The 23,525-nt window shown below is 71.2% G+C and carries 25 protein-coding genes; 14 read left to right on the top strand and 11 right to left on the bottom strand.

All coding sequences use genetic code 11. The features are described from left to right. Positions 1-13 precede the first annotated feature (13 nt). The gene (gene gloB, locus FHR90_RS09825; protein WP_176626807.1) at positions 14-784 is read left to right on the top strand and encodes a hydroxyacylglutathione hydrolase; all 771 of its coding nucleotides are present in this window, start codon (positions 14-16) and stop codon (positions 782-784) included. Continuing rightward, positions 784-1,842: an NAD(P)H-dependent flavin oxidoreductase gene (locus tag FHR90_RS09820; protein ID WP_183275152.1), complete on the top strand. Its 1,059-nt coding sequence runs from the start codon at positions 784-786 to the stop codon at positions 1,840-1,842. The genes gloB and FHR90_RS09820 overlap by 1 nt, the downstream gene beginning before the upstream one ends. Before the next feature lie 4 nt (positions 1,843-1,846). Here FHR90_RS09820 and FHR90_RS09815 read toward each other — a convergent pair whose 3' ends face one another. Continuing rightward, a complete protein-coding gene (locus tag FHR90_RS09815) occupies positions 1,847-2,905 on the bottom strand; it encodes an NAD(P)-dependent alcohol dehydrogenase (protein WP_176626149.1) in 1,059 nt (352 codons plus the stop codon). Positions 2,906-3,058: 153 nt separating this feature from the next. Between FHR90_RS09815 and phaR the strand changes: the two genes are divergently transcribed. Beyond that, positions 3,059-3,718, top strand: a complete 660-nt coding sequence (gene phaR, locus FHR90_RS09810; protein WP_183275151.1) for a polyhydroxyalkanoate synthesis repressor PhaR — start codon at positions 3,059-3,061, stop codon at positions 3,716-3,718. A gap of 13 nt (positions 3,719-3,731) precedes the next feature. On the opposite strand, the gene FHR90_RS09805 is transcribed toward phaR, so the two are convergent. The 6 genes from FHR90_RS09805 to FHR90_RS09780 form a co-directional block, all read right to left on the bottom strand. Continuing rightward, the gene (locus FHR90_RS09805; RefSeq protein ID WP_183275150.1) at positions 3,732-4,793 is read right to left on the bottom strand and encodes a DUF2125 domain-containing protein; all 1,062 of its coding nucleotides are present in this window, start codon (positions 4,791-4,793) and stop codon (positions 3,732-3,734) included. A 177-nt stretch (positions 4,794-4,970) separates the two neighbouring features. After that, a complete protein-coding gene (locus FHR90_RS09800) occupies positions 4,971-5,711 on the bottom strand; it encodes a lysophospholipid acyltransferase family protein (protein ID WP_176626279.1) in 741 nt (246 codons plus the stop codon). A 49-nt stretch (positions 5,712-5,760) separates the two neighbouring features. Beyond that, positions 5,761-6,504 (bottom strand): haloacid dehalogenase type II, encoded by a 744-nt coding sequence (locus FHR90_RS09795; protein ID WP_183275149.1) that lies wholly within the window; start codon positions 6,502-6,504, stop codon positions 5,761-5,763. A 9-nt stretch (positions 6,505-6,513) separates the two neighbouring features. Next, positions 6,514-7,125, bottom strand: coding sequence for a YdcF family protein (locus FHR90_RS09790; RefSeq protein ID WP_266152636.1), 612 nt, complete (start codon positions 7,123-7,125; stop codon positions 6,514-6,516). A gap of 7 nt (positions 7,126-7,132) precedes the next feature. Next, positions 7,133-8,104, bottom strand: a complete 972-nt coding sequence (locus FHR90_RS09785; RefSeq protein WP_183275148.1) for a cell division protein FtsX — start codon at positions 8,102-8,104, stop codon at positions 7,133-7,135. Continuing rightward, complete coding sequence (locus tag FHR90_RS09780; protein WP_183275147.1) at positions 8,097-8,774, bottom strand: cell division ATP-binding protein FtsE; 678 nt, start codon at positions 8,772-8,774, stop codon at positions 8,097-8,099. Before FHR90_RS09780 ends, FHR90_RS09785 begins: the two co-directional genes overlap by 8 nt. Positions 8,775-8,882: 108 nt before the next feature. On the opposite strand from FHR90_RS09780, the gene FHR90_RS09775 reads away from it, so the two are divergent. The 3 genes from FHR90_RS09775 to spt all read left to right on the top strand — a co-directional run bounded on the left by FHR90_RS09775 (position 8,883) and on the right by spt (position 11,012). Continuing rightward, on the top strand, positions 8,883-9,395 hold the full coding sequence (locus tag FHR90_RS09775; protein WP_183275146.1) for a zinc-ribbon domain-containing protein: 513 nt from the start codon (positions 8,883-8,885) through the stop codon (positions 9,393-9,395). A gap of 104 nt (positions 9,396-9,499) precedes the next feature. Further along, on the top strand, positions 9,500-9,769 hold the full coding sequence (locus tag FHR90_RS09770) for an acyl carrier protein (protein WP_246330167.1): 270 nt from the start codon (positions 9,500-9,502) through the stop codon (positions 9,767-9,769). Between the two features lie 13 nt (positions 9,770-9,782). Beyond that, positions 9,783-11,012: a serine palmitoyltransferase gene (gene spt, locus FHR90_RS09765; protein ID WP_176626113.1), complete on the top strand. Its 1,230-nt coding sequence runs from the start codon at positions 9,783-9,785 to the stop codon at positions 11,010-11,012. On the opposite strand, the gene FHR90_RS09760 is transcribed toward spt, so the two are convergent. Both FHR90_RS09760 and FHR90_RS09755 read right to left on the bottom strand, forming a co-directional pair. Then, positions 10,991-11,905, bottom strand: a complete 915-nt coding sequence (locus FHR90_RS09760) for a hypothetical protein (protein ID WP_183275145.1) — start codon at positions 11,903-11,905, stop codon at positions 10,991-10,993. The two genes, spt and FHR90_RS09760, sit on opposite strands and share 22 nt — an antisense overlap. Beyond that, positions 11,895-12,890 (bottom strand): diacylglycerol/lipid kinase family protein, encoded by a 996-nt coding sequence (locus tag FHR90_RS09755; protein WP_183275144.1) that lies wholly within the window; start codon positions 12,888-12,890, stop codon positions 11,895-11,897. Before FHR90_RS09755 ends, FHR90_RS09760 begins: the two co-directional genes overlap by 11 nt. A 49-nt stretch (positions 12,891-12,939) precedes the next feature. Between FHR90_RS09755 and FHR90_RS09750 the strand changes: the two genes are divergently transcribed. Then, complete coding sequence (locus FHR90_RS09750) at positions 12,940-13,860, top strand: metallophosphoesterase family protein (RefSeq protein WP_183275143.1); 921 nt, start codon at positions 12,940-12,942, stop codon at positions 13,858-13,860. Here FHR90_RS09750 and FHR90_RS09745 read toward each other — a convergent pair. Next, positions 13,854-14,387, bottom strand: a complete 534-nt coding sequence (locus FHR90_RS09745) for a DUF2141 domain-containing protein (protein ID WP_183275142.1) — start codon at positions 14,385-14,387, stop codon at positions 13,854-13,856. The genes FHR90_RS09750 and FHR90_RS09745 overlap by 7 nt on opposite strands. Positions 14,388-14,510: 123 nt before the next feature. Here FHR90_RS09745 and FHR90_RS09740 point away from each other — a divergent pair, with 123 nt between their 5' ends. From FHR90_RS09740 to FHR90_RS09725, 4 genes are read left to right on the top strand one after another with little or no spacing between them, the layout of a single operon-like run. Beyond that, the gene (locus FHR90_RS09740) at positions 14,511-15,725 is read left to right on the top strand and encodes an LptF/LptG family permease (RefSeq protein WP_183275141.1); all 1,215 of its coding nucleotides are present in this window, start codon (positions 14,511-14,513) and stop codon (positions 15,723-15,725) included. After that, positions 15,722-16,807, top strand: coding sequence for an LptF/LptG family permease (locus tag FHR90_RS09735; RefSeq protein ID WP_183275140.1), 1,086 nt, complete (start codon positions 15,722-15,724; stop codon positions 16,805-16,807). The genes FHR90_RS09740 and FHR90_RS09735 overlap by 4 nt, the downstream gene beginning before the upstream one ends. A 7-nt stretch (positions 16,808-16,814) precedes the next feature. Then, on the top strand, positions 16,815-17,900 hold the full coding sequence (locus FHR90_RS09730) for a glycosyltransferase family 4 protein (RefSeq protein ID WP_246330166.1): 1,086 nt from the start codon (positions 16,815-16,817) through the stop codon (positions 17,898-17,900). After that, positions 17,897-18,103 (top strand): hypothetical protein, encoded by a 207-nt coding sequence (locus FHR90_RS09725; RefSeq protein WP_176625140.1) that lies wholly within the window; start codon positions 17,897-17,899, stop codon positions 18,101-18,103. The genes FHR90_RS09730 and FHR90_RS09725 overlap by 4 nt, the downstream gene beginning before the upstream one ends. A gap of 3 nt (positions 18,104-18,106) precedes the next feature. Here FHR90_RS09725 and FHR90_RS09720 read toward each other — a convergent pair whose 3' ends face one another. Continuing rightward, the gene (locus FHR90_RS09720; RefSeq protein WP_176625138.1) at positions 18,107-19,276 is read right to left on the bottom strand and encodes a glycosyltransferase family protein; all 1,170 of its coding nucleotides are present in this window, start codon (positions 19,274-19,276) and stop codon (positions 18,107-18,109) included. 144 nt (positions 19,277-19,420) lie between these two features. Between FHR90_RS09720 and FHR90_RS09715 the strand changes: the two genes are divergently transcribed. From FHR90_RS09715 to FHR90_RS09705, 3 genes are all read left to right on the top strand, one after another. Beyond that, complete coding sequence (locus FHR90_RS09715) at positions 19,421-21,136, top strand: thiamine pyrophosphate-dependent enzyme (protein ID WP_176625136.1); 1,716 nt, start codon at positions 19,421-19,423, stop codon at positions 21,134-21,136. 96 nt (positions 21,137-21,232) lie between these two features. Then, positions 21,233-22,636, top strand: coding sequence for an oligosaccharide flippase family protein (locus tag FHR90_RS09710; protein WP_183275139.1), 1,404 nt, complete (start codon positions 21,233-21,235; stop codon positions 22,634-22,636). Between the two features lie 42 nt (positions 22,637-22,678). Then, on the top strand, positions 22,679-23,464 hold the full coding sequence (locus FHR90_RS09705; protein ID WP_183275138.1) for a sterol desaturase family protein: 786 nt from the start codon (positions 22,679-22,681) through the stop codon (positions 23,462-23,464). The last annotated feature ends 61 nt before the right edge of the window (positions 23,465-23,525 follow it).

The raw sequence follows: 23,525 nt of genomic DNA, 5'->3' as shown, positions 1-23,525 counted from the left end.
GGAGAGATCGCCGATGAGTGAACAGATCGAGGCTCCACCGGGGGTATTCACCGGCGCGGACGGGCTGGAAGTGCGCCGGCTGCCGATCCTGTCGGACAATTACGCCTGGTGGCTGCGCTGCCCGCATTCCGGCCAGACCGCGGTGGTCGATCCGGCCGATGCGGAAGCAATCACGCGCGCCATCGACGGGCTCGGCGGCCGGCTCGACACGATCCTGATCACCCACCATCACGACGACCATATCGCCGGCGTCGACGCGGTGCGCGCGCGCTTCGGTGCTCGGGTGATCGGCAATGCGGCCGATGCGCATCGCCTGCCGAAGCTGGACGAGGCGGTGCGGCCGGGCGACACCATCCATATCGGCGACCATGCCGCCCGCATCATCGACACGCCGGGCCATACGCGCGGCCATATCGTCTATGCATTCGAATCGGCGAAGGTCCTGTTCAGTGCCGACACGTTGTTCAGCCTGGGCTGTGGACGGCTGTTCGAGGGCAGCCCGGAGGAGATGTTCGCCTCGATGCGCGCCCTCGACGGGCTCGACGACGACACCTGGGTGTGCTGCGGGCATGAATATACCGCGTCGAACGCGAAATTCGCCCTGCACGAGGACCCCGACAACCCGGCGCTGAAGGCCTGGGCCGGGGAGGTGGCCAGGCTGCGGGCGGCGGGGCTGCCGACGGTGCCGACCAGGCTCGGGCTGGAGCGGGCCGCCAATCCCTTCCTCCGCGCACCCGATGCCGTGGAGTTCGGGCGGCTGCGACGGGGCAAGGACAGCTTCTGATGGTGTCCCCCGTTGCCCGGGCCGAGGCGTTCTGCGCCCGGTTCGGGCTGCGTTTGCCGGTGCTGCTGGCGCCGATGTCGGGCGTGCCGTCGATCCCGCTGGCGAGCGCCGTTGCGGCGGCGGGCGGTATGGCGGGGTGTGGGGCGCTGACTTTCGACAGCGAGGCGATCGCCGACTGGATGCACCGTTTCCGGCAGGCGGGCGGGGGCAGGGCGCTGCTCAATCTGTGGGTGCCAGATCCAGCGCCGGCGCGGGATGCGGAAGCCGAGGCGCGGATGGCGGCGCTGCTGGCGGCAGAGGGGGCCGCGCCGGGTTCGCTGTCGCCGGGCCTGCAGGATTTCGGGGCGCAGTGCGCGGCGGTGGTCGCCGCGCGGCCGGATGCGGTGTCGTCGATCATGGGGCTGTTCGAGCCGTCGCAGGTGACGGCGTTCCGTGCGGCCGGGATCGCCTGGTTCGCCACCGTCACCACGCCCGCCGAGGCGCGCGCGGCAGTGGCGGCGGGCGCGGATGCGGTGATCGCACAGGGCGCGGAGGCGGGCGGTCATCGCGGCGCGTTCGACGCGGCGCGGGCGGAGGCGCAGATGGTCGGGCTGATGTCGCTGCTGCCGGCCGTGGCCGACGCGGTGGAGGTGCCGGTGATCGCCGCCGGTGGCATCGCCGACGGGCGCGGGCTGGCGGCCGCTCTCGCCTTGGGGGCGAGTGCCGTCTCGGTCGGCACGGCATTCCTGCGCTGCGAGGAGGCGGGGATCGCACCGGTCTGGGCGGCCGCCCTGGCCGAGGTCGCCCCGGAAGGCACGGTGCCGACGCGCGCCTTCTCGGGTCGGCTGGGTCGCGCGGTGGACAATCGCTGGACGCGGACGGTCGCCGCCTCGGGCGGCGCGCTGCCCTATCCGCTGCAGCGCGCGGCGACGGCCGCATTGCGCGAACGCGCGGCACGGGACGGCGATGTGGAGCTGATGCAGATGTGGGCGGGACAGTCGGCGGCGATCGGCGCGGCGATGCCCGCAGCACAACGCGCCTCCCGCCTGTGGCAGGAGGCGCGCGAACTGCTCGCCTGAACGGTCAGGCCGCCTTGGGCAGGCCGGCCGCGATGTCGATGACGAAGCGGTATTTCACGTCGCTGGCCAGCATGCGCTCGTAGCCGTCGTCGATCTTCTCGATCGGCAGCATCTCGATATCGGCGGTGATGCCGTGCTTCGCACAGAAATCCAGCATCTCCTGGGTCTCGGCGATGCCGCCGATCAGCGAGCCGGCGAAGGTCTTGCGCCCGAAGATCAGCCGCCCGACCTCGATCGGCAGCGGCATCGGGGGCACGCCGACCTGCACCATGACGCCGTCGCGCTTCAGCAGGTCGAAATAGGCGTTGAGGTCGTGCTTGGCCGAGACGGTGTCGAGGATGAAGTGGAAACTGCCGGCATGCGCCTTCATGTCGGCCTCGTCCTTCGAGATGATGACGCCTTTCGCCCCCAGCCGCTCCGCATCCGCCGCCTTGCCGGGCGAGGTGGTGATGAGGAACACCTCCGCGCCCATCGCGCTCGCGATCTTCACCCCCATATGGCCCAGGCCGCCGAGCCCGACCACGCCGACCTTCTGCCCCGGCCCCACCTTCCAGTGCGCCAGCGGCGAATAGGTGGTGATGCCGGCGCACAGCAGCGGTGCGACGGCGGCGAGATCGCCGTCATGGCTGATGCGGACGACGAAATCCTGGTCCACGGTGATGTGCTGCGAATAGCCGCCATAGGTGTTGCCGCCGCTGACCTTGTCGGGCGAATTGTAGGTGAAGGTGGCCGGCCCGATGCAGTACTGCTCCAGCCCGTCCCGGCAGGCCTCGCAGCTGCGACAGGAATCGACCATGCAGCCGACGCCGACCCGGTCGCCGACGGCGAACCTGGTCACCTCCGAGCCGATCTCGCGCACCGTGCCGACGATCTCGTGGCCGGGCACGCACGGGTAGGTGGTGCCGTGCCATTCGCCGCGCGCGGTGTGCAGGTCGGAATGACAGACCCCGCAATACTGGATGTCGATCGCCACGTCCCTCGGGCCGGGATCGCGGCGCTCGAAGGTGAAGGGCGCGAATTTCGCGTCGGCGGCGGACGCGGCATAGGCGGTGCAGGAGAGCATGCGGATGGCCTCAGTTTGTCATGGGACCGGTCATATATGGGGTCCCGCCCCGGAGCCCTCAAGTCGGCGCGATCCGACCGCCTTCGATGGACGCAGGAGCCGCTCGCATGCTAGGCAAACCGATCCGACGAACAAGGTGGGACCCGAGAGCGCTTGGCTGACAACGACCCCCCACGCCTGCCGATCGTCATCAAGAAATACGCCAACCGGCGCCTCTACGATACGGAGGCTTCGGTCTACATCACGCTCGACTCGCTGGCCGAGATGGTACGCGCCGGGCGCGAATTCGTGGTGCTCGACGCCAAGACCGGCGACGACATCACCCGCGCGGTGCTGACGCAGATCATCGTCGAGGAGGAGACCCGCGGGCGCAACATGCTACCGCTGGCCTTTCTGCGCCAGCTCATCGCTTATTACGGCGATCGCATGCAGGGCGTGGTGCCCGACTATCTCGAACGCATGATGAGCGACTTCGCCAACCAGCAGGTCCAGCTCCGCAGCACGGTGCAGCGCACGATGGAGACGCTGCTGTCGCCGGAAGTGTCGAAGAACCTCTCCCCGGCGATCACCACGGGCATGCAGGAGGTCGGTCGGCAGAACCTCGAGATGATGGATCGCGCGATGACCCTGTTCGCGCCGTTCTATCGCGTGCCGGACGCAAGCGAGGCGCCGGACGTGGCGGTGGTGCCGGTGGCGGAAGTTGGCGGCGAACTCTCGGCACTCCGCGCCGAGGTGGCCGAGCTGCGCCGCGAGCTCGCCGGGCGCCGCGAGGCGGCGGCAAAACCGGCCCGCCGCTCGCGCGCCGCGAAATGAGGCCCGTGCCGGGCTAGCCCAGCCGCCACAGCGGGACCGTACCCAGCCACAGCACGTTGTCGTGCAGCAGAACCGGCAGGTCGTGCAGCGTGTCGGTGTCGACCGCGCCGCCGTCATGGGCCTGTTCGAGCAGGCCGGCAAGGCCGTTGAGCGCCATCGCCTCGCCCCGCGAGAGGTCGCCATCGCCGGCCGCCGCCCGCAGGGCCGCACGTACGCCGTGCACCGACAGCGAGAACTGCCCGACCGGAAACGGGCCGCCGGGCGGCATCGGATGGACGCTGCCGCGCAGCCGCAGGTGCAGCGCCGACCATTCGACCGTGAGATCCTGCAGCAGCAGCGGTTCCATCCCCGGCCAGGAGGGCGAACCGAGGCCGGGCGGCAGTGCGGCGGCGATGGTCATCCGCTCGATCGTGCGACCGAACGGATGCTGGCCGGCCTGCGGCAGGGTGATCGCCTGCATCGAGAGCCGGACCGCGAGGTTCCCGCCGCCACTGAACAGCAGCGAGCCGCGGGCGTCTGCAATGGTGGTGATCCAGTCCGGTCCGTTGGCGCCGAGTGCCGCATGCAGGGCGCGGGCCTCGACCGGCAGAGGCATGGGCAGACGTGGCTGCCAGGGCAGATAGGCGGCCAGCCGGTCCCCCCACAACGTCAGCTCGGGCAGCTCGCCCAGACTGACATGCTGCGTGCCGCGCGCGATCAGGATCACGCTGCGCGGATGCAGCAGCGAGGCCTGCAACACCAGCGCCTCGGCGCGCCAATGCAGCGTCAGGTTGTGGACTGTGCCGTCGGGGGCTCCTGTCCGCACCGGCCCGTCGAGCCGCACCGCGTCGAGCCGAAGCGTCGCCGAACCGGGCCAGCCACCGCGCACGCGACGGCCGGCCGCCAGCTCGAAACCGGCCGCATGCAGGCTCGGTATGGTGCGGTCGAGCACATGGTCGAGCGCCGTTTCGGCGGCCACCCAGGCCAGCGAAATCACAACCAGCAGCCCGGCCGTCGCCGCAATGATCCACCGCAGCATCGCGGCCGGCCGCCCTGCGGTCCGGGGCTTGTCAGGCGGTTGGGGGGTCTTGGTCATCCAATCCATCATATCAGGTGCGCAAACGACTGTCGGCGCTGGTTTTCCTCAGCCGGCCGATGCCCGGGACCGGAGATGTCCACAGGCTCCGGATGCCCGTGGAGCGGGCGTGCGTGGCGATCGCGAGTCCGGTTGTCCGAATGCCGCACCGCAACAAGTCACAGGCTTATCCACAGGTCATGCACCGGGTTCGAGGCGAGTCTGGCCGCTCTGCCAGGCGGTCTCGATCGCGTCGAGCAATGGCCGACGGCGCAGGTCGCCGGGCAGGGCCGGGCCGATCGCGATGTGGATCGTGCCGGGACGCTTGTCGAACCAGCCGAGGCCCCAGTGCCGACCGGAATCGGTCGCGACCGGCAACACCGGGATCGCCAGATGCGCCGCCAGAGCCGCGACCCCGGGTTGCAGCTTCGCCACGTGGCCGGCAGGCACGCGGGTGCCTTCGGGAAAGATGATCGGGCTGTGTCCCGTCGCGACCGCGGCCTCGGCGGCAGCCAGCAGACCGCGCAGGGCCGCAGCACCCGCCGAGCGGTCCACCGGGATCATTCCGGCCGGCTCCAGCAATGGCCCCACCAGCGGAATCTTCCTGAGTTCCTGCTTCATCACATAGGCCGGATGGTCGAGGATCAGGAACCAGACCAGCGTATCGAAGGCGGAGCGGTGCTGGCTGGCGATCAGCACCGGCCGGCCGCGATGGGCCTCGAGGTTCTCACGCCCCTCCACCACCCAGGAGATGCCGGCGATCGTCCGCAGTCCGGCCAGGGTCAGCCTGATCCACAGCCGCGCCAGATCGGCCGAGCGATGGCGGGCGAAGCCCCGAACGAACAGTCCGATGACGCCCAGGGCGATGGTGAGCACGACGAACCACAGATCGAAGGCGATGGCACGGAGGAGGTTGGGGAAGCGGCGCGTGCTCTGCATCGCTCCTGTCTAGACAATCATTGCGTCGCCGTCAGGATGGCCCGCCCGATCAGTCCGCCAGCAGCAGCTCCGCGAGCCGGCCGAGATCGGGCGCGACGAAATCCCAGTCCGCGCTGGCGACGAGGTCGCCTGTCTGGCGTGGTCCGTGCTCGGTCGGCCGCAGGACCAGCGCGGTGCGCAGGCCGCAGCGACGGGCCGCGGCGAGGTCCGCGTTATGGGCCGCCACCATGCAGACCTGCTGCGGACGCAGGTCCAGCGCCTCCACCGAACGCAGGTAGGCCTCGGGCGCCGGCTTGTAGGTGCGGGCGATCTCGGCACCGAGGATCGCATCCCACGGCATCGCGTTGCGCCGCGCGAGGTCGACCAGCAGGCGGATCGACCCGTTCGAGAGCGGTGCGAGCACGAAGCGCTCGTGCAGCCGCGCGAGGGCGGGGGCCACGTCGGGCCACGTATCGAGCCGGTGCCAGGCAAGGTTGAGCGCATCGAGAGCCCCTGCGCTGACCGATTGCGGATCGATGCCGAATTCCGGCAGCACGGCGAGCAGGTTCTCGCGGTGCAGGATGTCGAGCCGGGTGAAGGGCCGGCGCCCGTCGATGACCTCGCGCATCGACGGGACGTAGCGGCGTCGCCAGGCATCGGCGAAGGCGTGCGCATCGGCCGCGCCTCCGCCGGTCCGGCCGCCATGGCGCTTGAGGAACGGCGCCGCGTCGCGCGCCACCCCGGCCCGCCAGTCGACCAGCGTGCCGAACACGTCGAATACCAGGGCGTGCAGTTCCTCGCGCACAGCGCTCATGGTCGCACCTTAGCCCATCTCCCGCAGATGCGTCCCGCGCAGCCCGGCGCTGACGACGAGAAACTTGGCGTATTCACGTGCGAGCAGCCACCATCCGTGCAGCGAGAGCGGCCGCTGCAGGGCAGGCGGCGTGACCGGCCAGCCGGTCAGCCGCACATCGGGCAGCGCGCGGCCGATCTCGCTCAGCGCGCGCTGCAGGTGATAGGCGGCGGTGACCACCACGAGACTGTGCAGGTCGTTCATCCGCGCCCAGGCGGCGGTCTCGCGCGCATTGCCCACCGTGTCGGTCGCGGTGTGGCCGAGGGTGATGCGCGGCGCCAGACGCGCCAGGGCCGCGCGGTTCAACGCCAGCGACGGCGGCATCAGCTCGGCCAGATCCACCCCCGGCCTGACCCCGGAAATCAGCAGCAGCCGGGCATGACCGCCGATCAGCAGCGTCATCGCCGCCTCGATGCGCCCCGCACCGCCGGTGAGCACCACCAGCCCGTCGGCCTGCGGCGCCTGGGCTGGGCGGGGCGGGGTGCGCAGGGCGCCATGGGCGAACCAGGCGAAGCCGCCCGCCATGGCGAGCCCGGCCAGCACGCACAGCAGCGCCGCCCCGCGCGCGACATTCGGCCTCACGGGCGCCTCACAGCCGTCGCAGCCATGCCCGCACCGTCGCCTGCGTCGCCGCCCAGCCGATCGCGGTCGCGCCGAGCGGCAGGGCGGGTATCGCCCGCCACAGGGCTGACGGCAGGCTGTCGCGCAGGGCCGTGACGACCGCGGCCGGCAGGCGCGCCTGCCATGCGGCGACCAGCGCATCGTCCGCCTCCTTCGGCAACGCGGAGAACGGTGCGGCCAACCGTGCGAGCGCGACCAGCACCGGCAGCGCGGCGAGGCTGCCCGCCACCCCGCCGATCGCGCACAGCACGCTCGCGCGACGCGCGAAGCGCCCGGCGATATCGCCCGGCGCGGCGCCGAGCCCGTGCACGATCTCCACCGTCTGGCGCTTCGCACCCAGCGAGGCGCGTGCCGCGACCGCGATCACGCCGGCCGCCACCAGCCCGACCAGCAGCAGGGCCAGGGCTGCACAGGCCTGCAGGCTGGCGGCCAGGCGCGCCAGACGCACGCCCCACACGCCGTTCGCCTCGACCAGCGTGCCGGGTGCGGCATTGGCGATCGCCGCCGACAGGCCAGGCGGCAGCCCGGCTGCGGCGTCATCCGCCCGCAGCCGCACCTGCACCACCGCCGGCAGCGGCAACGTGTCCAGCTTCGTCCCGTCACCCAGCCAGGGCTCGAGCAGGTGCTGGAGCTCGGTATCGTCGAGCCGGTGATGTGCTGCGATCCGCGCGTCGCCGTCCAGCAGGGCCTCGACCCGGTCGAGCCGGCCGCCCGCACCGCCGGCGGCGGCCTCGCCGGGTTGCGGCACCTGTACCGTGACCAGCGTGCCGGCCCCGTCCTGCCAGCGCCCGGCGAGCTGCGAGGCGCCGACCATCCCGGCCAGAGCGAGGGCGGCGAGAAAGGTCATCGCCGCCACCAGCGCGGGCAGCAGCCGCGAGCCAAGGGCCCGGCCCAGCCCGAGCCGGTCGGCGCGCAGGCGGGTGACGGGCCGCTCAGCCATGCCCCACCAGCCGTCCGGCGGCCAGCCGGATCGCCGGAGCGGCAAAGGCCTGCACCAGGGCGGTGTTGTGGGTGGCGACCACCACCGTCGAGCCGGCGCGGTGCAGTTCGACGAAAAGTTGCAGCACGCGTGCCGCCTGCGCGTCGTCGAGATTGCCGGTCGGCTCGTCGGCCAGCAGGAGGGCCGGGCGGCCGACCACGGCGCGGGCGATCGCCGCGCGCTGCTGCTCGCCGCCGGAGAGCTGCCGCGGCAGCGCGTCGAGCCGGTCGCCCAGGCCCAGCCAGGCCAGCATGTCGCGCGCCTGCGTCACCAGCTCCGACTCGCGACGCCGCGCGAGGCGCAGCGGCAGCGCCACGTTGTCGAACAGCGTCAGCTCCGGCAGCAGGCGGAAATCCTGATACACCACCCCGATCCGGCGGCGCAGCTTCGGCGTCAGGCCGCGACCGGAACGGCGGCGCGCCGCCTGGGTATCGGCGCCGAACAGGCTGACCTGCCCGCGCGTCGGCCGCTCGCCCATGCCGATCACCCGCAGCAGGCTGGTCTTGCCGGCACCCGACGGTCCCAGCAGCCAGCGGAACGCGCCGGCGCCGATCTCGAGCGAGATGTCGTCGAGCAGCGCCGAACGGCTGCCGCCGGCGCGATCGAGACCGACATGGTGCAGGCGAATCATCGCACCCATCCTGCCATGACGGCGGGCGAACCGGAACTCGCCGCGTCCGGTTGTTCCGGTGGCGCCCTGTTCAAGCGACGTGCGGTGTCGTAACGGGAAACAATCCGCATGCGTGTGACCTGTCCCTCCTGCCTGACCCTCTACGAGCTGCCGTCCGACCTCGTCGCGGCGCTGTCGCCGCATGGGCGTTCGCTGCGCTGTGCGGAATGCGGGCATGTCTGGCGCGAACTGCCGCCCAAGGCGGCCGCGTCCGGAGAGGCCGCGCCCGGAGCGGCGTCACCGATCCTCGCCGCGACTCCTGCCAGCCTCGCCGCGGCGCCTGCGGATGCCCGGATCGACGGGTCCGGGATCGAGCAGCCTGAGGCGACGTCCGCCGAGGTCGGGCCGGCAGCGCCGCAGCCCTCGAGTTTCGATCGTGCGCTGCCGCCGCTGGCGGTCCCCGGAGAGGATCGTCCGCCGGCCGGACGGGCGGTGTGGGTCGGCTGGACGGTCTCGGTTCTGCTGGTGGTCGGATTGCTGGTCGCGGCCTGGGTCGAGCGGGCGGCGGTGATGCGCGCCGCCCCCGCCACCGTGCCGCTCTACCACGCCCTCGGGGCCGGGCTGCCGCCGACGCATCGCTGAGCCCCGGCGATTGATTGGACGGGCGGCGCGGTTTTTTGTATGACCGCTCGGTCAGACCGGATCGCGCACAGGCGATCCGCCCGGCAGTCATGAGGAAATCGGGTTTGACTGAGTACGACGAGATGGTGGGTGCGATCGCCGAGGTGGTGCGCTCGCTCGGCAAGGCGGAGGTGCCCGCCGGGCTGGTCATTACCGACGAGACGCGCCTTGCCGACGACCTGAAGCTCGATTCGCTGGCGGTGATGGATTTCGTCATGGCGCTGGAGAACCGGTTCGACCTGGTGATCCCGATGGACGAACTCACCGAGGTGGTCAGCGTGGGCGATCTCGCCCGGCTGCTGCTCGGCCATCTCAAGACGCAGTCCGCGGGCTGAGCGGGGCCTCTCGATGTTCGGCAAGTTCGCATCTCTGCACGAGGCGTATGGGCGTGTGCGCCAGGCCGGCGCCGACCCGTTCGGCGTGGCTTTCGACGAGGTGGTCTCGCCGACCACGGCGCGGATCGGCGGCCGCGACATCCTGCTGCTCGGCACCAACAACTATCTCGGCCTGACCTTCGCGCCCGAGGCGATCGCGGCCGCTTCCGACGCGCTGCACCGCTACGGGACCGGGACCACCGGCTCGCGCATCGCCAACGGCACCTATGCCGGGCACGCCGAGCTCGAGCGCCGCGTGGCGCGGTTTCTCGGCCGGCGCGACGCGATGGTGTTCACCACCGGACATCAGGCCAATCTCGGCATTCTCGCCACCCTCGCCGGTCGCGAGGACCATCTGCTGCTCGATGCCGACAGCCATGCCTCGATCTATGACGGCGCGAGGCTCGGCTCGGCCTCCGTCACCCGTTTCCGACATAACGACCCGGGCGATCTCGCGCGCCGGCTGCGCGTGCTCGCGGACAAGCCCGGTGACAGGCTGATCGTCGTCGAGGGGCTCTACAGCATGCTCGGCGACGTCGCGCCGCTGCGCGAGATCGCGGCGATCAAGCGCGAGACCGGGGCGTATCTGCTGGTCGACGAGGCGCATTCGCTCGGTGTGCTCGGCGAGCGCGGCCGCGGGCTGATCGAGGCGGCAGGGGTGCACGACGATGTCGACTTCGTCGTCGGGACCTTCTCCAAGTCGCTCGGCTCGATCGGCGGATTCTGCGCCTCCGACCATGCCGGCTTCGACCTGCTGCGCCTGGCCGCCCGCTCCTACATGTTCACCGCCTCGCTGCCGCCTTCCGTGGTGGCCTCGGTGATGACCGGCTTCGACCTGATCGACCAGCGTCCGCAGCTTCGCGCGCAGCTCAGCGCCAATGCCGCGCGCCTGCATGCAGCGCTCGCCGCCAGCGGCTTCCGGCTCGGCCCGTCGGTGAGCCCCATCGTGTCGGTCCGCCTGCGCGATCCGGCGCTGGCGGTGACGTTCTGGAACCGGCTGCTGTCGGCCGGGATCTACGTCAATCTCGCGCTGCCGCCGGCCACCCCCGAGGGCGAGTCTTTGCTGCGCAGCTCGGTCTCGGCCGCGCACAGTTTCGCCGAGCTCGACCGCGCCGCCGCCATCATCACCGCCATCGGCCAGGAACTGGGGATAGCGGGGCCGCAGGCGGCCGCAGCCGAATCCTATGTCTCTGCGGCGGACTGATCGCGGCGCCCGGACCGGCGGGACGCACTGAACACGCCGCCCCGCCAGAGGCGCCACAGCACCGCGGGGCCGGCCAGGAGCGGGTGGCGACGTTGCCACGCATCGAGTTCGAGCCGCACGCCGGCGTGGCGCTCGAGTTTCCACGCGACATAATCCGCACCGCCCTCGAAGGTGAAGGCGGCCTTGGCCAGGCGCAGGACGTTCAGCACCTTGCCGCCCGACCGCCGCCACGCCCAGCCGTGCGGCGATGCGGCCGACGGGCTCGCGGCCAGCAGGGCATCGAACCACGTCGGCGCGGCGTCGTAGACTTCCGACGGCCGATTGCCGCGTTCCGGCCGCAGCTCGGCGGCGTAGGTATGGGCGAAAAGGCGCTGCCAGATCCCGGCTGGCGCGGCTGCGGCGGGCGAGAAGGCGCGCGCCCAGCCGGTCGCGGTCAGGATCGCCTGTCGGATGCAGGCGGTGATCTCGTCGCGGGCCTCGCCGTCGCGGGCCTCGAGCAGGCTCGCGGGCTGGGTGAAGCGGGCCCACATCGTGGTGTCGATGCTGCCGGGGCGCATCGCGCGGGCGAACTGGTCCAGAGACAGGCTCGCGACCTTGGCGTGCAGACCGTCATGGGCCGCCATCGTCACGTTGGGCGGCAGCAGCGCGTTGAGAAGCGCGTGCCACCGGTTGCCATGGAAGCGATGGTGGCGGTCGTAGACGATGTAGAAATCAAGCAGTCCCTCGCCGTCGAAATGCCGCCGGCAGGAGCCGTAGAACAATACGCCGAGCACGCTGTCGCCGTGCGCCTCCGCGAGGCTGCGCGCAAACGCGGCGACCCGGGGCGGGGCGGGGCGGTCGAGCTCGGTGGCGATCAGCGCATCGAGCCGGTCGGCAGGATCATCAGGCGGCAACGAACACCACCGGGGCACCAGCGGCGACCGTCACGCCATCCGGGCCGGCGTCGAAGAACTCGCCGTCGAGCACGAAGGGCTGGCGCAGGGTCAGCTCGATCCGACCGGCGCGGCCGGACTGCACGCCGTTGCGGCGCAGCAGGCGCGACCCGAATCCGCCCAGCAGGGCCGGCAGCGTCGCCCAGAGCCGCCGTGCGGGCGCCGAGATGGAGACGAAATGCACGTCGCCCGCCCCGTCGGCGCGGAACGGCCACAACCCGAACATCAGCCGGGGCAGGGCGGTGGCGAGGAACACGAACTGGCGCCCGGCAAGGGTCGGGCGTCCGTCGACCCGCATCGCGCAGGCCTCGCCCGCGCTGCGTGCGCGTCGGCCGAAAATGCCGCGCAGCACCGACAGCAGCACCGTGACCGCCACTGCCGGGCCCTGTTGCAGATGCCCGTGCACCACCCCGTCAGCCAGGCGCTTGCCCGAGGCATAGGCGCCGCTGCCGAGGAAGAAGCCGCGCAGTTTCGGCCGTCCAGGCTGCCCGGTCCAGCCGATCTCCAGCACCGGGCAGGGGACGCGGCGCAGCACCGCTTCGCCGCCGGCCTCGGCCGCGACGGCGGCGAGCAGATGGCCCAGCGCGCCGCGCCGTTCGCCACCCAGGCCCAGCGCGCGCGCGGCGAGATTGGTGTTGCCGGTGGCGATCAGGGCGATTTCGGGAAGGGCGCCGGTATAGGCCAGCGGCAGCGCGCTGAGCACGTCGCGCAGGGTACCGTCGCCGCCTGCCACCACCAGCAGGTCCACCCCGCTGCGCGCATAGTCGCGCAGCGTGCGCAGCAGCGAGCCGCGGCTGCGCGGGGCGGCGAAGCGGATGTCCGGCCAGTCCTTCGCCTCGCGCGGGTCGAGCCCGCGCGAGAAGCTGGACGGGTTGGAGATCACGCCGACATGGCGGTAGCCGGCGCGCACCGGCTCGTGCAGAAAGAGGCCAGACCCGTCAGCCATGCCGGCGCGCCCCGGTACTGATGGCTGACCTCAGACAGAGATCCACCGTTTGGCCGGCTTCACTCTCGCGCATCTGTCCGACCCGCATCTGGCGACCGAACTGCCGGCAGGCGCCTGGCCCCGACTGACTTTGAAGCAAACCCTGGCCCTCTCGTCATGGCGACGGCGCCGCTCCCGCCTGCACCGCATGACGGCACTGGAACTGTTGCGCGATGATGTCGCAAAAACCGATCACTGTCATGTGGCCGTCACAGGCGATCTGGTCAACATCGCCGACCGGGCCGAATTCCCGCCCGCAAGCGACTGGCTCGCCAGTCTCGGAAGCCCCGATCGCGTGTCGGTGGTGTCCGGCAATCACGACCATACGCGCCGCGCGCCGCCGGGCGGCGGTCCGGCGCTGTGGGAGGCGTTCTCGCGTGGCGATCGCGGCGAGGGCGCGCCCTGGCTGCGCGTGCGTGACGGGATTGCCCTGGTCGGCCTCGAGTCCGGCCGCCCGACCCCGCTCGGCTGGGCGGGAGGCGCGCTCGGCCGCCGGCAGATCGCCGAGGCGGCCCACCTGCTGCGCGCTGCCGCCCGGCGGGGCCTGTTCCGCATCGTGCTGATCCATCATCCGCCGGTGCCTGGCCCCGGCGGCGAGCGCAAGGCGCTGCGTGACCGCGCAGGCCTGCGGGCGATGCTGGCCCGCGAGGGGGCGGAACTGGTCCTGCACGGCCATCACCACATCACCCTGCACCGCGAGATCCCCGGGCCACACGGGCCGATCGCGGTCATCGGCGTGCCGTCGGCCTCCGCTTTGCCGGAAAGGGGCGATCACCATGAGCCGGCCACCTGGCACCTGCACAGCATCGAGGCCGAGGCCGGCTTCTGGCGGCTGACGACCTCGTCGCGACGGCTCGATCCGCGCTGCGGTGCGTTCATCGACGGCGAGAGGCTCGGGCGTCGGATCGCTCGTCCCGGCCCGGCTCAATAGCGCAGATGGATCGTGGCCGTGCCGCCGGCGGGGCCCACCGTCATCGCAGTAGTGGAGAAGGCGGGCAGCCCCATCGTGGTCGGGGCGTCGTTGCTGACGCCGTAGCCTTCCTCCGGCATGCCGAGCAGGGTGCGGTCGAAATGGCCGTTGCCGTTCTCGTCGTGGTAGAGTGATACCGCATAGGTTCCGGCCGCCGACAGCGCGAAACAGACGCGCGCCGCGTGACCGGCGAGCGGGGCGCTGCCGCGCGCGATCCAGCCGTGATGCTTGAGAAACCGGTCCGGATCGCCGCCCCACAGCGTGACGACCACGCGGCCGTGATCGCTGCGCGCGCCCAGCACCTTGACCTCAAGCACCGGCGGGGTGCCGCCGGGGCAGGCGATCGCGGTGGCGGTCCCGGCCGCCCCGGCAGCACCCGGCATCAGGGCGAGCAGGGTGGCGAGCAGGGGGCCAAGCTGGCCTCCGGGTCGCAGCCGCCCTATATGGCGTGCTCGCCCAGTTTGCGTCAGGAACTCGTGCAGGGGCATGCCGCAGGTCTTTCCCTTATCCGTCGGTCACTCGTCCAGGCCGTCTGTCGCGTGGCGCGGCGCCGGGTGCAAGCCCGCGTGCTGAACCAGTCCGGGACAGCCGCCGCGCCGCGCCTCTCCGGCATGCCTGTGTCTCCGCGCCTGTCCGGCACGCTGATGGCCTATCTCGTCCGGCTCGGTGTCCGGCCGTTCCTGGTGACACTCGGCATCCTTCTGCCCGCCCTGCTGCTGGAGCGGCTGCTGCGGCTGTTCAACCTGGTGGCGACAGAGAACGTCCGCGCCGGCTCGATGCTGCGCATCATCCTCGACCTGGTACCACATTATCTGGGCCTCGCGCTGCCGGCGGCGATGTTCGTCGGCATCTACGCGGTGATCGCCCGGCTCAGTGCCGATCACGAACTCGACGCGATGCAGAATGCCGGTTTCTCGCTGGGTGCGATCAGCGTGCCGTTCATGGCGATCGGCGTGGTATTCGCGATCGGCGGCTTCTTTCTCTACGACGAGCTCCAGCCGCTGGCCCGGTATGCGTATCGCGCCGATTTCACCGCCGCCACCTCCGGCAACTGGAACGGCGTGGTGCCGCCGGGAGAAATCATCCACCTCGCGCCGGGGACGGTGATGACGGCCGACCAGTCCCATCCCGGCAGCGGCCGCCTCGCCGGCGTGCTGCTCGACCAGCATCTCGCCGATGGCACAGAGAAGATCACCACCGCGCGCAGCGGCAGGCTGCTGGTCGCGCGCGGCGGTGGCCGCGTCGAGATCTGGCTCGACGATGCGAGACAGTTCACCCGCACCCCGGACGGCCGGCTCGATGTCGCCACCACGCCGAGCCTTGCGACCTCGCGCAGCTTTGCCGCGACCCTCGCCCGCTTCCGCCCGCGCGGCAATGACGAGCGCGAGATGACCTGGGGCGAGCTGCGCCGCATGCGCGCCATGCCGGACCCGCGCATCCCCCGCCGCCGGCTCGACGGCGAGATCAGCGCGCGGCTGGTGCGCGCGCTGTCGATGGCGCTGCTGCCGGTGCTGGCGGTGCCGTTCGGGGTGACCGCGCAGCGTTCGGGGCGGCAGTCCGGCATCGTCGCCGGCATCGTCGTGCTGGTGCTGTACTATCACCTCATCCAGCTTGCCCAGTCGGTCGGCACCGCTGGTCTGCTCGATCCCCGGCCGCTGCTGTGGGGGGTGTTCGCGCTGTTCGCCGCCTTCTGCTTCGTGGCCTTCCGCCGTGCCAGCCGCCGCATGGGCGATGGTCTGCTCGATCGCGCGATCGACATGATGGCCGGCCTGCCGGCGCGCCTGCGCCGCATCCGGTCACGGCAGCAGGCGTCGGGGACGCCATGAGGGGCGGTGAGGTGCTGCGACGCTACCTGTCGCGGATGTTCCTGGCTCGCGTGGGCGGCTGCCTGCTCGGGCTGGCGGCGATCGGGCAGTTGCTCGACCTGCTCGACAAGACCGGCGAGCTGCTGACCCGCGGCGGCATCGGCGCGATCGGCCGCTACATCCTGATGCGCATGCCGGCGACGCTGGCCGAGATGTTCGCGCTTGCGACGCTGATCGGCGCGCTGGTGACCTTCACCCGGCTGGCCCGCTCGCTGGAGATGACGGTGCTCGCCGCCGCCGGGCTGTCGCTGCGCGCGGTGGGGCTGGCATTGCTGCCGGCCTGCGCGCTGATCGCCGCGCTGCAGTTCGTGTTCGTCACCGAGCTCGCCCCGCGCAGCGAACGCGCGGTCGCCGACTGGTGGGCGCGCACCGCTCCGCCCGGCACGGCGCAGGACGACCCGCATACGCTGTGGCTGCGTGTCGGGCGTGACGTCGCGGCGATCGACCGCGTCGGTCTCGACGGGCGGCATGTCGACGGCATCGAGATCCTGCGTCGCGCGCCCTCGGGCGAGCTCGCCAGCCGCATCGAGGCGGCGAGCGGCGACTGGAACGGCCGTCTGTGGGTGTTGCATGACGTGCGTGTCGCCATCGCGGGTGTCGCCGCGTCCGAGTCCCCCGACCAGGCGCTGGCGACGATGGACTGGCCGCAGGGACCGGCGCCGAAGAACCTCGTCTCGCTGGCGCGGCCGGTGGAGAGCCTCTCGCTCGACCGGCTGATCGCGGTGACGGTCGGCGCCTGGGTGGGCGCGCGCGGTCCGCGCTACCAGGCCACACAGATCGAGGCGCTGCTGGCCTCGGTGTTCGACCCGCTGGTGATGGTGCTGATCGCGCTGCCGCTGGCGATGGTGCCGCCGCGGGCCGAGCAGGCGGCCTGGGCGCTGCTGCGCGTGCTGGCGCTCGGCCTGGGCTATCTCGCCGCGGTCGGGCTGCTCGACGCGCTCGGCAATGCCGGCACGCTGCCGGGGCCGGTGGCCGCCTGGGCCGGGCTGCTGATTTTCGGCGGCTATGGGCTGACGCGCCTGCTCGCCGCCGATCTGGGCTGAGCCGCCGATGCAGCCGGGCCTGCGGATCGCCTATGTCATCAATTCCGTCGAGGGCGGCGGGGCGGCGTTTCCGGTGCCGCGCATCTGCGCGGTGCTGCGCGACAACGGCGCGGAGGTGCGAATTCTCGCGCTGACCCGCCGCGACGGGCGCGCGGCGGGTCCGATCGAGGCGGCCGGGTTCGAGCTGCGCGTGCGCCCCGGCGGCCGCGGCGATCATCTCGCCGCCCTGCGCTGGCTCGATGCCGAGATCGCCGACCTTCGCCCCACCCATCTGTGGACCTCGCTGAGCCGCGCGACCCTGCTCGGCCAGCTCGTCGGGCTGCGGCGCGGCCTGCCCGTCGTGAGCTGGCAGCACGCCGCCTGGCTCAGGCCCGCCAACCGCCTTCTGCTGCGCGCCACCCGGCGTCTGAGCACGCTGTGGATCGCCGATTCGCAACAGGTGTTCGAGCTCACCCATGTGCGGCTCGGCGTGCCGTATGAGCGCCTGGTGTGCTGGCCGATCTTTGCCGCCGACCCGGATGCGCCCCGCGCGGCGCCCTGGCGCCCGGGCGAGGTGGTGCGCGTCGGCAGTCTCGGCCGGCTGCATCCGGTGAAGGGCTATGACCTGCTGATCGAGGCCCTGGCCCGGCTCGCTGACGGCGCGACCCCGTTCGAGGTGGTGATCGGCGGCGATGGCGAGCAGCGCGCCGCCCTGCAATCCCTCGCCACCGTGCGCGGCGTACGCAACCTCCGCTTCGCGGGCTTTGTCGAGGACACGCGCGGCTTCCTCGCCGGGCTGCATCTGTATGTGCAGCCGTCGCGCTCGGAAGGCTTCTGCGTCGGCGCGCATGAGGCGATGGCCGCCGGAGTGCCGGTGCTGGCTTCGTCGGTCGGCGAGCTTCCACATTCGATCATCCCGGGCGCGACCGGCGCGCTGGTTCCGCCCGGCGATCCCGTCGCGCTCGCGGCGGCGCTCGCCGGCCTGCTCGGCCGGCCGGAGCATCTGGCGGCGATGGGCGAGGCGGGGCGGACGCGGGTGCTGGAACGCGCCAGTGCCGCGGCATTTGCCGACACGGGCGCGGCGATCGTCGCGCGGTTGCGCGGCGCCGGTTGAACCGCCGCGTCCACCCGCTCGCCTCCGTCAACACCATCGCCGATCCCGATCGCGGGCGGACGTTTCTCAACATCGCCAGCGGCGTGGGTTCGCTGGCAGCGGCTGCGCATGCCGCTCGCATCGCTGGCCAGACCTGCATCGAGGGTTCGACCGTCGGCTTCCGGCGGCTCGACAGTCTTTCGCAGCTCCCGCCGCCCTCCTGACCCTCAGGGCAGGGCGCCCCTGAGCGCTGCACGGTGCACCGCCTCCGCCGCACGTTCCGAAGACGGCGTCTCGGTCAGGTCGAAGCTGGCGGCGAACAGTCTCTCCTGCGCCGGCCGCCAGTCCCCATGCAAGGCAAACGCGCGGTCGAGGGCGGGGCCGAGGGCGGCAGCACCCTCGATCACCTCGCCGGCCTGCCAGTGCCGGTAGTCGCGGCTGTCGCGCCAGGCGGTGCGGTGGCTGTCGATGAACAGGCACGGGCGGGGCGTGCGCAGGAACTCGTAGACCTGCGAGCTGACGTCGCCGAGATACAGATCGGCGGCGTTGGTGTAGCTCATGTCGGTGCTCGACGGGCTGCCGAGGTCGACGTGGATATTGGGTGCGTCACGCACCGCGCGGGCGATGCGGCCGGTCAGAGCCAGGCCCGGCGGGTCGATCGACAGCACGGCGCGCCGCGCGAACAGCATCACATGCGGCGCGAAGATCAGGTTGAGGTGCGGGTTGGCCACGAACCAGTCCAGAACGCGCCGCCCGTCGCGATACCATGACGACAGTTTCGGCGAGGGATGCGGGTTGTAGAGCACCACCGGTCTTGACGGGTCGGCGAACAGGCGCTCGCGCAGGGATGGCGCGGGCGGAAGATCGAATTTCGGGTAGCCGACGACCGAGATGCGGTCGGCCGGCACGCCCGCATCGGCGATCAGCCGGGCACGGATCTTCTCCCCGGCGGCCAGCACGTGATCGAATCGCGCGCTGGCGCGGTTGAAGCCGTTGGCGCGGTCGCCGGCGCCGTGGCGGGTGTGGATCAGCACCAGCCGGTCGAGCCGGTAACGGGTGTGCAGGATCGCCGACGTCTTCTCCGCCACCACCAGCGCATCGAGCGCGCGGAACCGTTCGAGCTGGTCGCCATAGATGCCGAGCTTGCGGATCGGCAGCAGCCCATCGAGTGCTGCGGCCAGCGCGCGGGTCAGCGGATGGCGCAGTTCGAGCCGCTCGACCGGTACCGTGGCGCCCAGCCGCCGCTGCAGGCGCGCGATCTCCGCCTCCAGTGCGGCACTCGTCGCCAGCAGCCGGATCTCATGCTCCGGGTGCAGCCGCGCGAGGGAGGCGGCCACCGGCAGGCTGTGTGCAACCTGGTGGAGCTGGTCGTGGTTGAAGAGGAAACCGATCTTCATCGCGCCTGCGATGCGGGCAGACGCGGCGCAACGCAACCTCGGGCGGATAAACGCGGTGTCATGCTTCTCACGTGATCCTGAAGCGACAGGACAGGGTCCGAAGACATTAATGAGTTCGGTGAACTAACCAAAGAAGGGGTTATCATGAGTCGCAATGTCGCCCAGATGATGGTCGAGACCCTGGCCGGTGCGGGTGTGCAGCGCTGCTACGGCGTGCCAGGCGATACGCTGAACCATTTCACCGACGCGCTGCATGCGAGCGCGATCCGGTTCGTGCATGTCCGGCACGAGGAAGTCGGCGCCTTTGCCGCGGGCGCCGAGGCGCTGCTCGCCGACCGGCTGACGCTGTGTGCCGGCTCCTGCGGACCGGGCAGCCTGCACTTCATCAATGGATTGTGGGAGAGCAACCGCAACCGCGCTCCGGTGCTGCTGATCGCCAGCCAGATCATGCGTGACCAGCTTGGCTTCGAGTTCCCGCAGGAGGTGGATTTCCGCTCCGTCTACAGGGCCGGCACCGTTTTCTGCGAGGAGATCCGTACGCCGGCCCAGGCGCAGCGCATGACGGTCATGGCCGCCCAGGCGGCGGTGGCGCGACGTGGCGTGGCAGTGCTGATCGTGCCGGCCGACATCTTCAGCGCCAAGGCCGAGACCGATCTCGACTACCGCACCCATTTCGCCCGGCCGGTCAGCATTCCGCGGGCCGACGAGCTCGATGTGATGGCGGAGATGCTCAATTCCGCCGGGCGGGTCACGATCTATGGGGGCTCGGGCTGCGAGCATGCGCATGACCAGGTGGTCCGGCTCGCCGATGTGCTCAAGGCGCCGGTCGCGCGGACCTCGCGCGCCAAGGATTTCCTCGAACACGACAATCCGTTCGACGTCGGCATGACCGGCATGATCGGCACCCAGGGCGGGCTGCATGCGGTGTCGTCGTGCGACACCCTGCTGCTGCTGGGCTGCGATTTCGCCTGGACACAGTTCTACCCGTCGAAGGCGAGGATCATCCAGCTCGACCTCGATCCGACCCATCTGGGCCGCCGCCATCCGATCGATCTGGGGGTGTCGGGCGATGTCGCGGCCACGATCGAGGCGCTGCTGCCGCGTCTGCAGGCGCGCACCGATCGCGGCTTTCTCGACGAAGCGCTCGATCATGCGGCCCGCGCCCAGCACAAGCTCGAGGAGCGCGCGGTGGAGGGTCATCGCGGCGTGATCCATCCGCAATATCTGACGGCGACGCTGGCCCGCCATGCCGACCGTGACGCGATCTTCACGGCCGATGGCGGCTCGCCGATGGTCTGGCTGCTGCGCCATGTCCCGGCCAATGGCCACAACCGCACGCTCACCAGCCTCAGTCACGGCACGATGGCCAACGCGATGCCGCAGGCGCTGGGCGCGCAGGCGGCCTTTCCCGGACGGCAGGTGATCTCGCTGTCGGGCGATGGCGGGCTGAGCATGCTGCTGGGCGACCTGCTGACGGTCATCCAGGAGAAGCTGCCGGTCAAGGTGGTGGTGTTCAACAATGGCTCGCTGAACTTCGTCGAGCTCGAGCAGAAGGTCGAGGGCCTGCTCGACAACTACACCGATCTCGTCAATCCGGATTTCGCGAAGGTGGCGGCGGCGATCGGACTGTGGAGCCGTCGCGTCGAGGATCCGGCCGATCTGGACGCCGCCGTGGTGGCGTTCCTCGCCGCCCCCGGACCGGCCCTGCTCGATGTGGTGACCGACCGCTACGAGCTGGTGATGCCGCCCACGGTGCAGGCCGCAGAGGTCGCCGGCATGGCGCTCTATACCGTCAAGGGCGTGCTCGGCGGTCGCGTGCGCGAGGTGGCGGGGCTGCTGGGCGGCGCCCTGCGCACCTGAATTGCCGGTTGCTGGACAGCCTCGTCGGCTGGGCGCAGACAGGCCGCTCCCAGCCCCAGCTTCCGGACCCTGACCCTGATCGCAGACCCGGCTACAGTGAGCCCGCCGCGCTCGGACCTGCGTCGGGTGCTGCGCAATTTCGGCAAGCTGCTGAGCGGCAAGGCGCTGGCTGGGATCCTCAGCCTGTGCACGCTGATGATGATCACGCGCAGCCTGGGTGCCACGGGCTACGGCGTCCTCACGCTGATCAGCGGCTATACCGTGCTGGTGGGCGACCTGATCGCGCTGTCGGGATTTCATGCCGTGGTCCGCTACGGCTCCGAGGCCCGCGCCCAGGGCGATCACGGCCGGCTGGTGCGTCTGCTGCGCTTCGCCGCGGGGTTGGAACTTGGTTTCGGGGCGGTGGCGGTGGCGGTGGCGGCCACGCTCGCGCCCCTGGTGGGGCCGCGGCTGGGCTGGTCGACGGTTGCGGTGTCGCTGGCCGTGCCGTTCAGCCTCGCCGCCCTGGCCGGGGTGCGCGCCACGCCGCAGGGCGTCCTGCAGATTGCCGGGCGGTTCGACCTGATCGCCTGGCATCAATCCGTGCAGCCGCTGGTGCGGCTGTGCGGCAGCGCGCTCGGCTGGGTTCTTGGCTGGCATCTGGCCGGGTTCCTCGGGGTGTGGCTGGCGGCCGCCCTGGCCGAATGTGCCTCGATGTGGCTGCTGGCCCTGTGGGTGCTGCGGCGGTTGCGGCCGGAGGCGGACGGGGCGGCCCGCGGCCGTGGTGCCGCGGGGGGCGTGCGTGGCGAGAATGACGGGCTGCTGCGCTTCATCATGGCCGCCAATGTCGACCAGACGCTCCAGGACCTCGCCCCGAACCTCACCCCGCTGACCGTCGGCTGGATGCTCGGGCCCGAGGCGGCGGGGCTGTTCGCGCTGTCGCAGCGTGCCTGCAACGTGCTCCAGCAGCCGGCGGTGCTGCTCGGGCAGGCGATCTTCTCGACGCTGGCCGGGCAGTCGGCGCGCAGCGAATGGGGCTCGCTGGGCCGGCTGGTGCGGCGCAGCGTGCTGATCGCGCTCGCCGCCTCGGTGCCGCTGCTGGCGGTGTTCGGCCTGTTCGGCCGGCCGATCCTGCATCTGCTCGGCGGACGAGGGTTCTCGGCCAAGCCGGAGCTGCTGATGCTGCTGGCCGGCTCGCGCGTGCTCAAGCTGGGGGCGAAGCCGCTCAGTGCGGGGCTGGTGGCGATCGGCAAGCCGGGCCGCTCGGTGCGCATCTCGGTATTGACCGATCTCGTGCTCTACCCGCTGTTGCCGCTGCTGCTTGCGCTGACCGGGCTGGTGGGCGCGGGCTGGCACAGCCTGATCCAGGATGCGGGTGCCTTCGCGCTGCGGGCGACCAGTTTCCGGCGCTGGCTGCGGCGCATGCCGCCCGGCGACTCGGCTCGGCAGGACCCTCGCGCCCCCTGCGCCGAATCCCCGCCGGATCAGGCGAATGTGACCGAATTACGTCATATTTCTTGACACGTCGGGTCGGGGAGAACATCTGAGGGCCGGGAGAACATGATGTATCACCGTTGGCTGACCGATGGTCGGAGCTTCAATCTCGGCCGGATGTCCCTTCGCGACCTCTGGGTTGCCTACCTCACCCATCCTGCGGTCCATCTCTATGTCGCGCTGACGGTGATCTGCTGCGCGCTGGCGGTGCACCTGCATCCGTCGTGGCTGCAGACGGCGATCGCGGTCGGGGTGACGCTGCTGGCCTATCCGCTGGCCTGGTACCTGATCCACCGCTACATCCTGCACGCGCGGTTCCTCTACCGGTCGCGTCTGACGGCGGCCCTGTGGAAGCGCATCCATTTCGATCACCATCAGGATCCCAACCGGATGGACGTGCTGTTCGGCGCGCCGGTGACCACCCTGCCGACGATCATCGGCATCCTGGCTCCGATCGGCTGGCTCATCGGCGGGGCAGGGGCTGCGGCGGTCGCGGTCGCCACCGGGCTCGCCACCACCTGCGTCTACGAGTTCTGCCACTGTGTGCAGCATCTCAACTTCAAGCCGCGCTCGCGCCTGCTGCGGCGGATGAAGGAGCTGCATCTCGCTCATCATTTCCACGACGAGGGCAGCAATTACGGCATCACCTCGTTCGCCTTCGACCAGATCCTCGGCACCTATCGCGCCTCGCCCAAGGGCACGCCGCGCTCGGCGCATGTGTTCGATCTCGGCTACGACCTGGCGGAATCGGTGCGCTACCCCTGGGTGGCGCGGTTGACGGGCGCGCCCCCGCGCAGCGGGCCGCCGAGCCGGGCGCGCGCCTCCACCCCAGCCCAGGCCACGCGGTCAACGTGATGCCAGCTCCTGTGACAAGCGGCCTCACCGCCCTGGTCCTGGCCGGGCAGCGGCCAGGAGA

Origin of the sequence: Endobacter medicaginis, assembly GCF_014192375.1 — a bacterium.
In the GTDB taxonomy this organism is placed as follows: Bacteria; Pseudomonadota; Alphaproteobacteria; order Acetobacterales; family Acetobacteraceae; genus Endobacter; species Endobacter medicaginis.
The sequence above is the reverse complement of the archived record's forward strand: the minus strand, read 5'-3'. Positions and strand labels throughout refer to the sequence as shown.

Bases quoted from the DNA above. Each gene is read 5' to 3' on its own strand.
- FHR90_RS09715 (WP_176625136.1), top strand. From the start codon at position 19,421: ATGAGTCGCAATGTCGCCCAGATGATGGTCGAGACCCTGGCCGGTGCG.
- FHR90_RS09755 (WP_183275144.1), bottom strand. From the start codon at position 12,890: ATGGCTGACGGGTCTGGCCTCTTTCTGCACGAGCCGGTGCGCGCCGGC.
- spt (WP_176626113.1), top strand. From the start codon at position 9,783: ATGTTCGGCAAGTTCGCATCTCTGCACGAGGCGTATGGGCGTGTGCGC.
- gloB (WP_176626807.1), top strand. From the start codon at position 14: ATGAGTGAACAGATCGAGGCTCCACCGGGGGTATTCACCGGCGCGGAC.
- FHR90_RS09775 (WP_183275146.1), top strand. From the start codon at position 8,883: ATGCGTGTGACCTGTCCCTCCTGCCTGACCCTCTACGAGCTGCCGTCC.
- FHR90_RS09800 (WP_176626279.1), bottom strand. From the start codon at position 5,711: ATGCAGAGCACGCGCCGCTTCCCCAACCTCCTCCGTGCCATCGCCTTC.
- FHR90_RS09795 (WP_183275149.1), bottom strand. From the start codon at position 6,504: ATGAGCGCTGTGCGCGAGGAACTGCACGCCCTGGTATTCGACGTGTTC.
- FHR90_RS09735 (WP_183275140.1), top strand. From the start codon at position 15,722: ATGAGGGGCGGTGAGGTGCTGCGACGCTACCTGTCGCGGATGTTCCTG.
- FHR90_RS09740 (WP_183275141.1), top strand. From the start codon at position 14,511: ATGCCTGTGTCTCCGCGCCTGTCCGGCACGCTGATGGCCTATCTCGTC.
- FHR90_RS09745 (WP_183275142.1), bottom strand. From the start codon at position 14,387: ATGCCCCTGCACGAGTTCCTGACGCAAACTGGGCGAGCACGCCATATA.
- FHR90_RS09720 (WP_176625138.1), bottom strand. From the start codon at position 19,276: ATGAAGATCGGTTTCCTCTTCAACCACGACCAGCTCCACCAGGTTGCA.
- FHR90_RS09815 (WP_176626149.1), bottom strand. From the start codon at position 2,905: ATGCTCTCCTGCACCGCCTATGCCGCGTCCGCCGCCGACGCGAAATTC.
- FHR90_RS09820 (WP_183275152.1), top strand. From the start codon at position 784: ATGGTGTCCCCCGTTGCCCGGGCCGAGGCGTTCTGCGCCCGGTTCGGG.
- FHR90_RS09805 (WP_183275150.1), bottom strand. From the start codon at position 4,793: ATGACCAAGACCCCCCAACCGCCTGACAAGCCCCGGACCGCAGGGCGG.
- FHR90_RS09730 (WP_246330166.1), top strand. From the start codon at position 16,815: ATGCAGCCGGGCCTGCGGATCGCCTATGTCATCAATTCCGTCGAGGGC.
- FHR90_RS09780 (WP_183275147.1), bottom strand. From the start codon at position 8,774: ATGATTCGCCTGCACCATGTCGGTCTCGATCGCGCCGGCGGCAGCCGT.
- FHR90_RS09785 (WP_183275148.1), bottom strand. From the start codon at position 8,104: ATGGCTGAGCGGCCCGTCACCCGCCTGCGCGCCGACCGGCTCGGGCTG.
- FHR90_RS09705 (WP_183275138.1), top strand. From the start codon at position 22,679: ATGTATCACCGTTGGCTGACCGATGGTCGGAGCTTCAATCTCGGCCGG.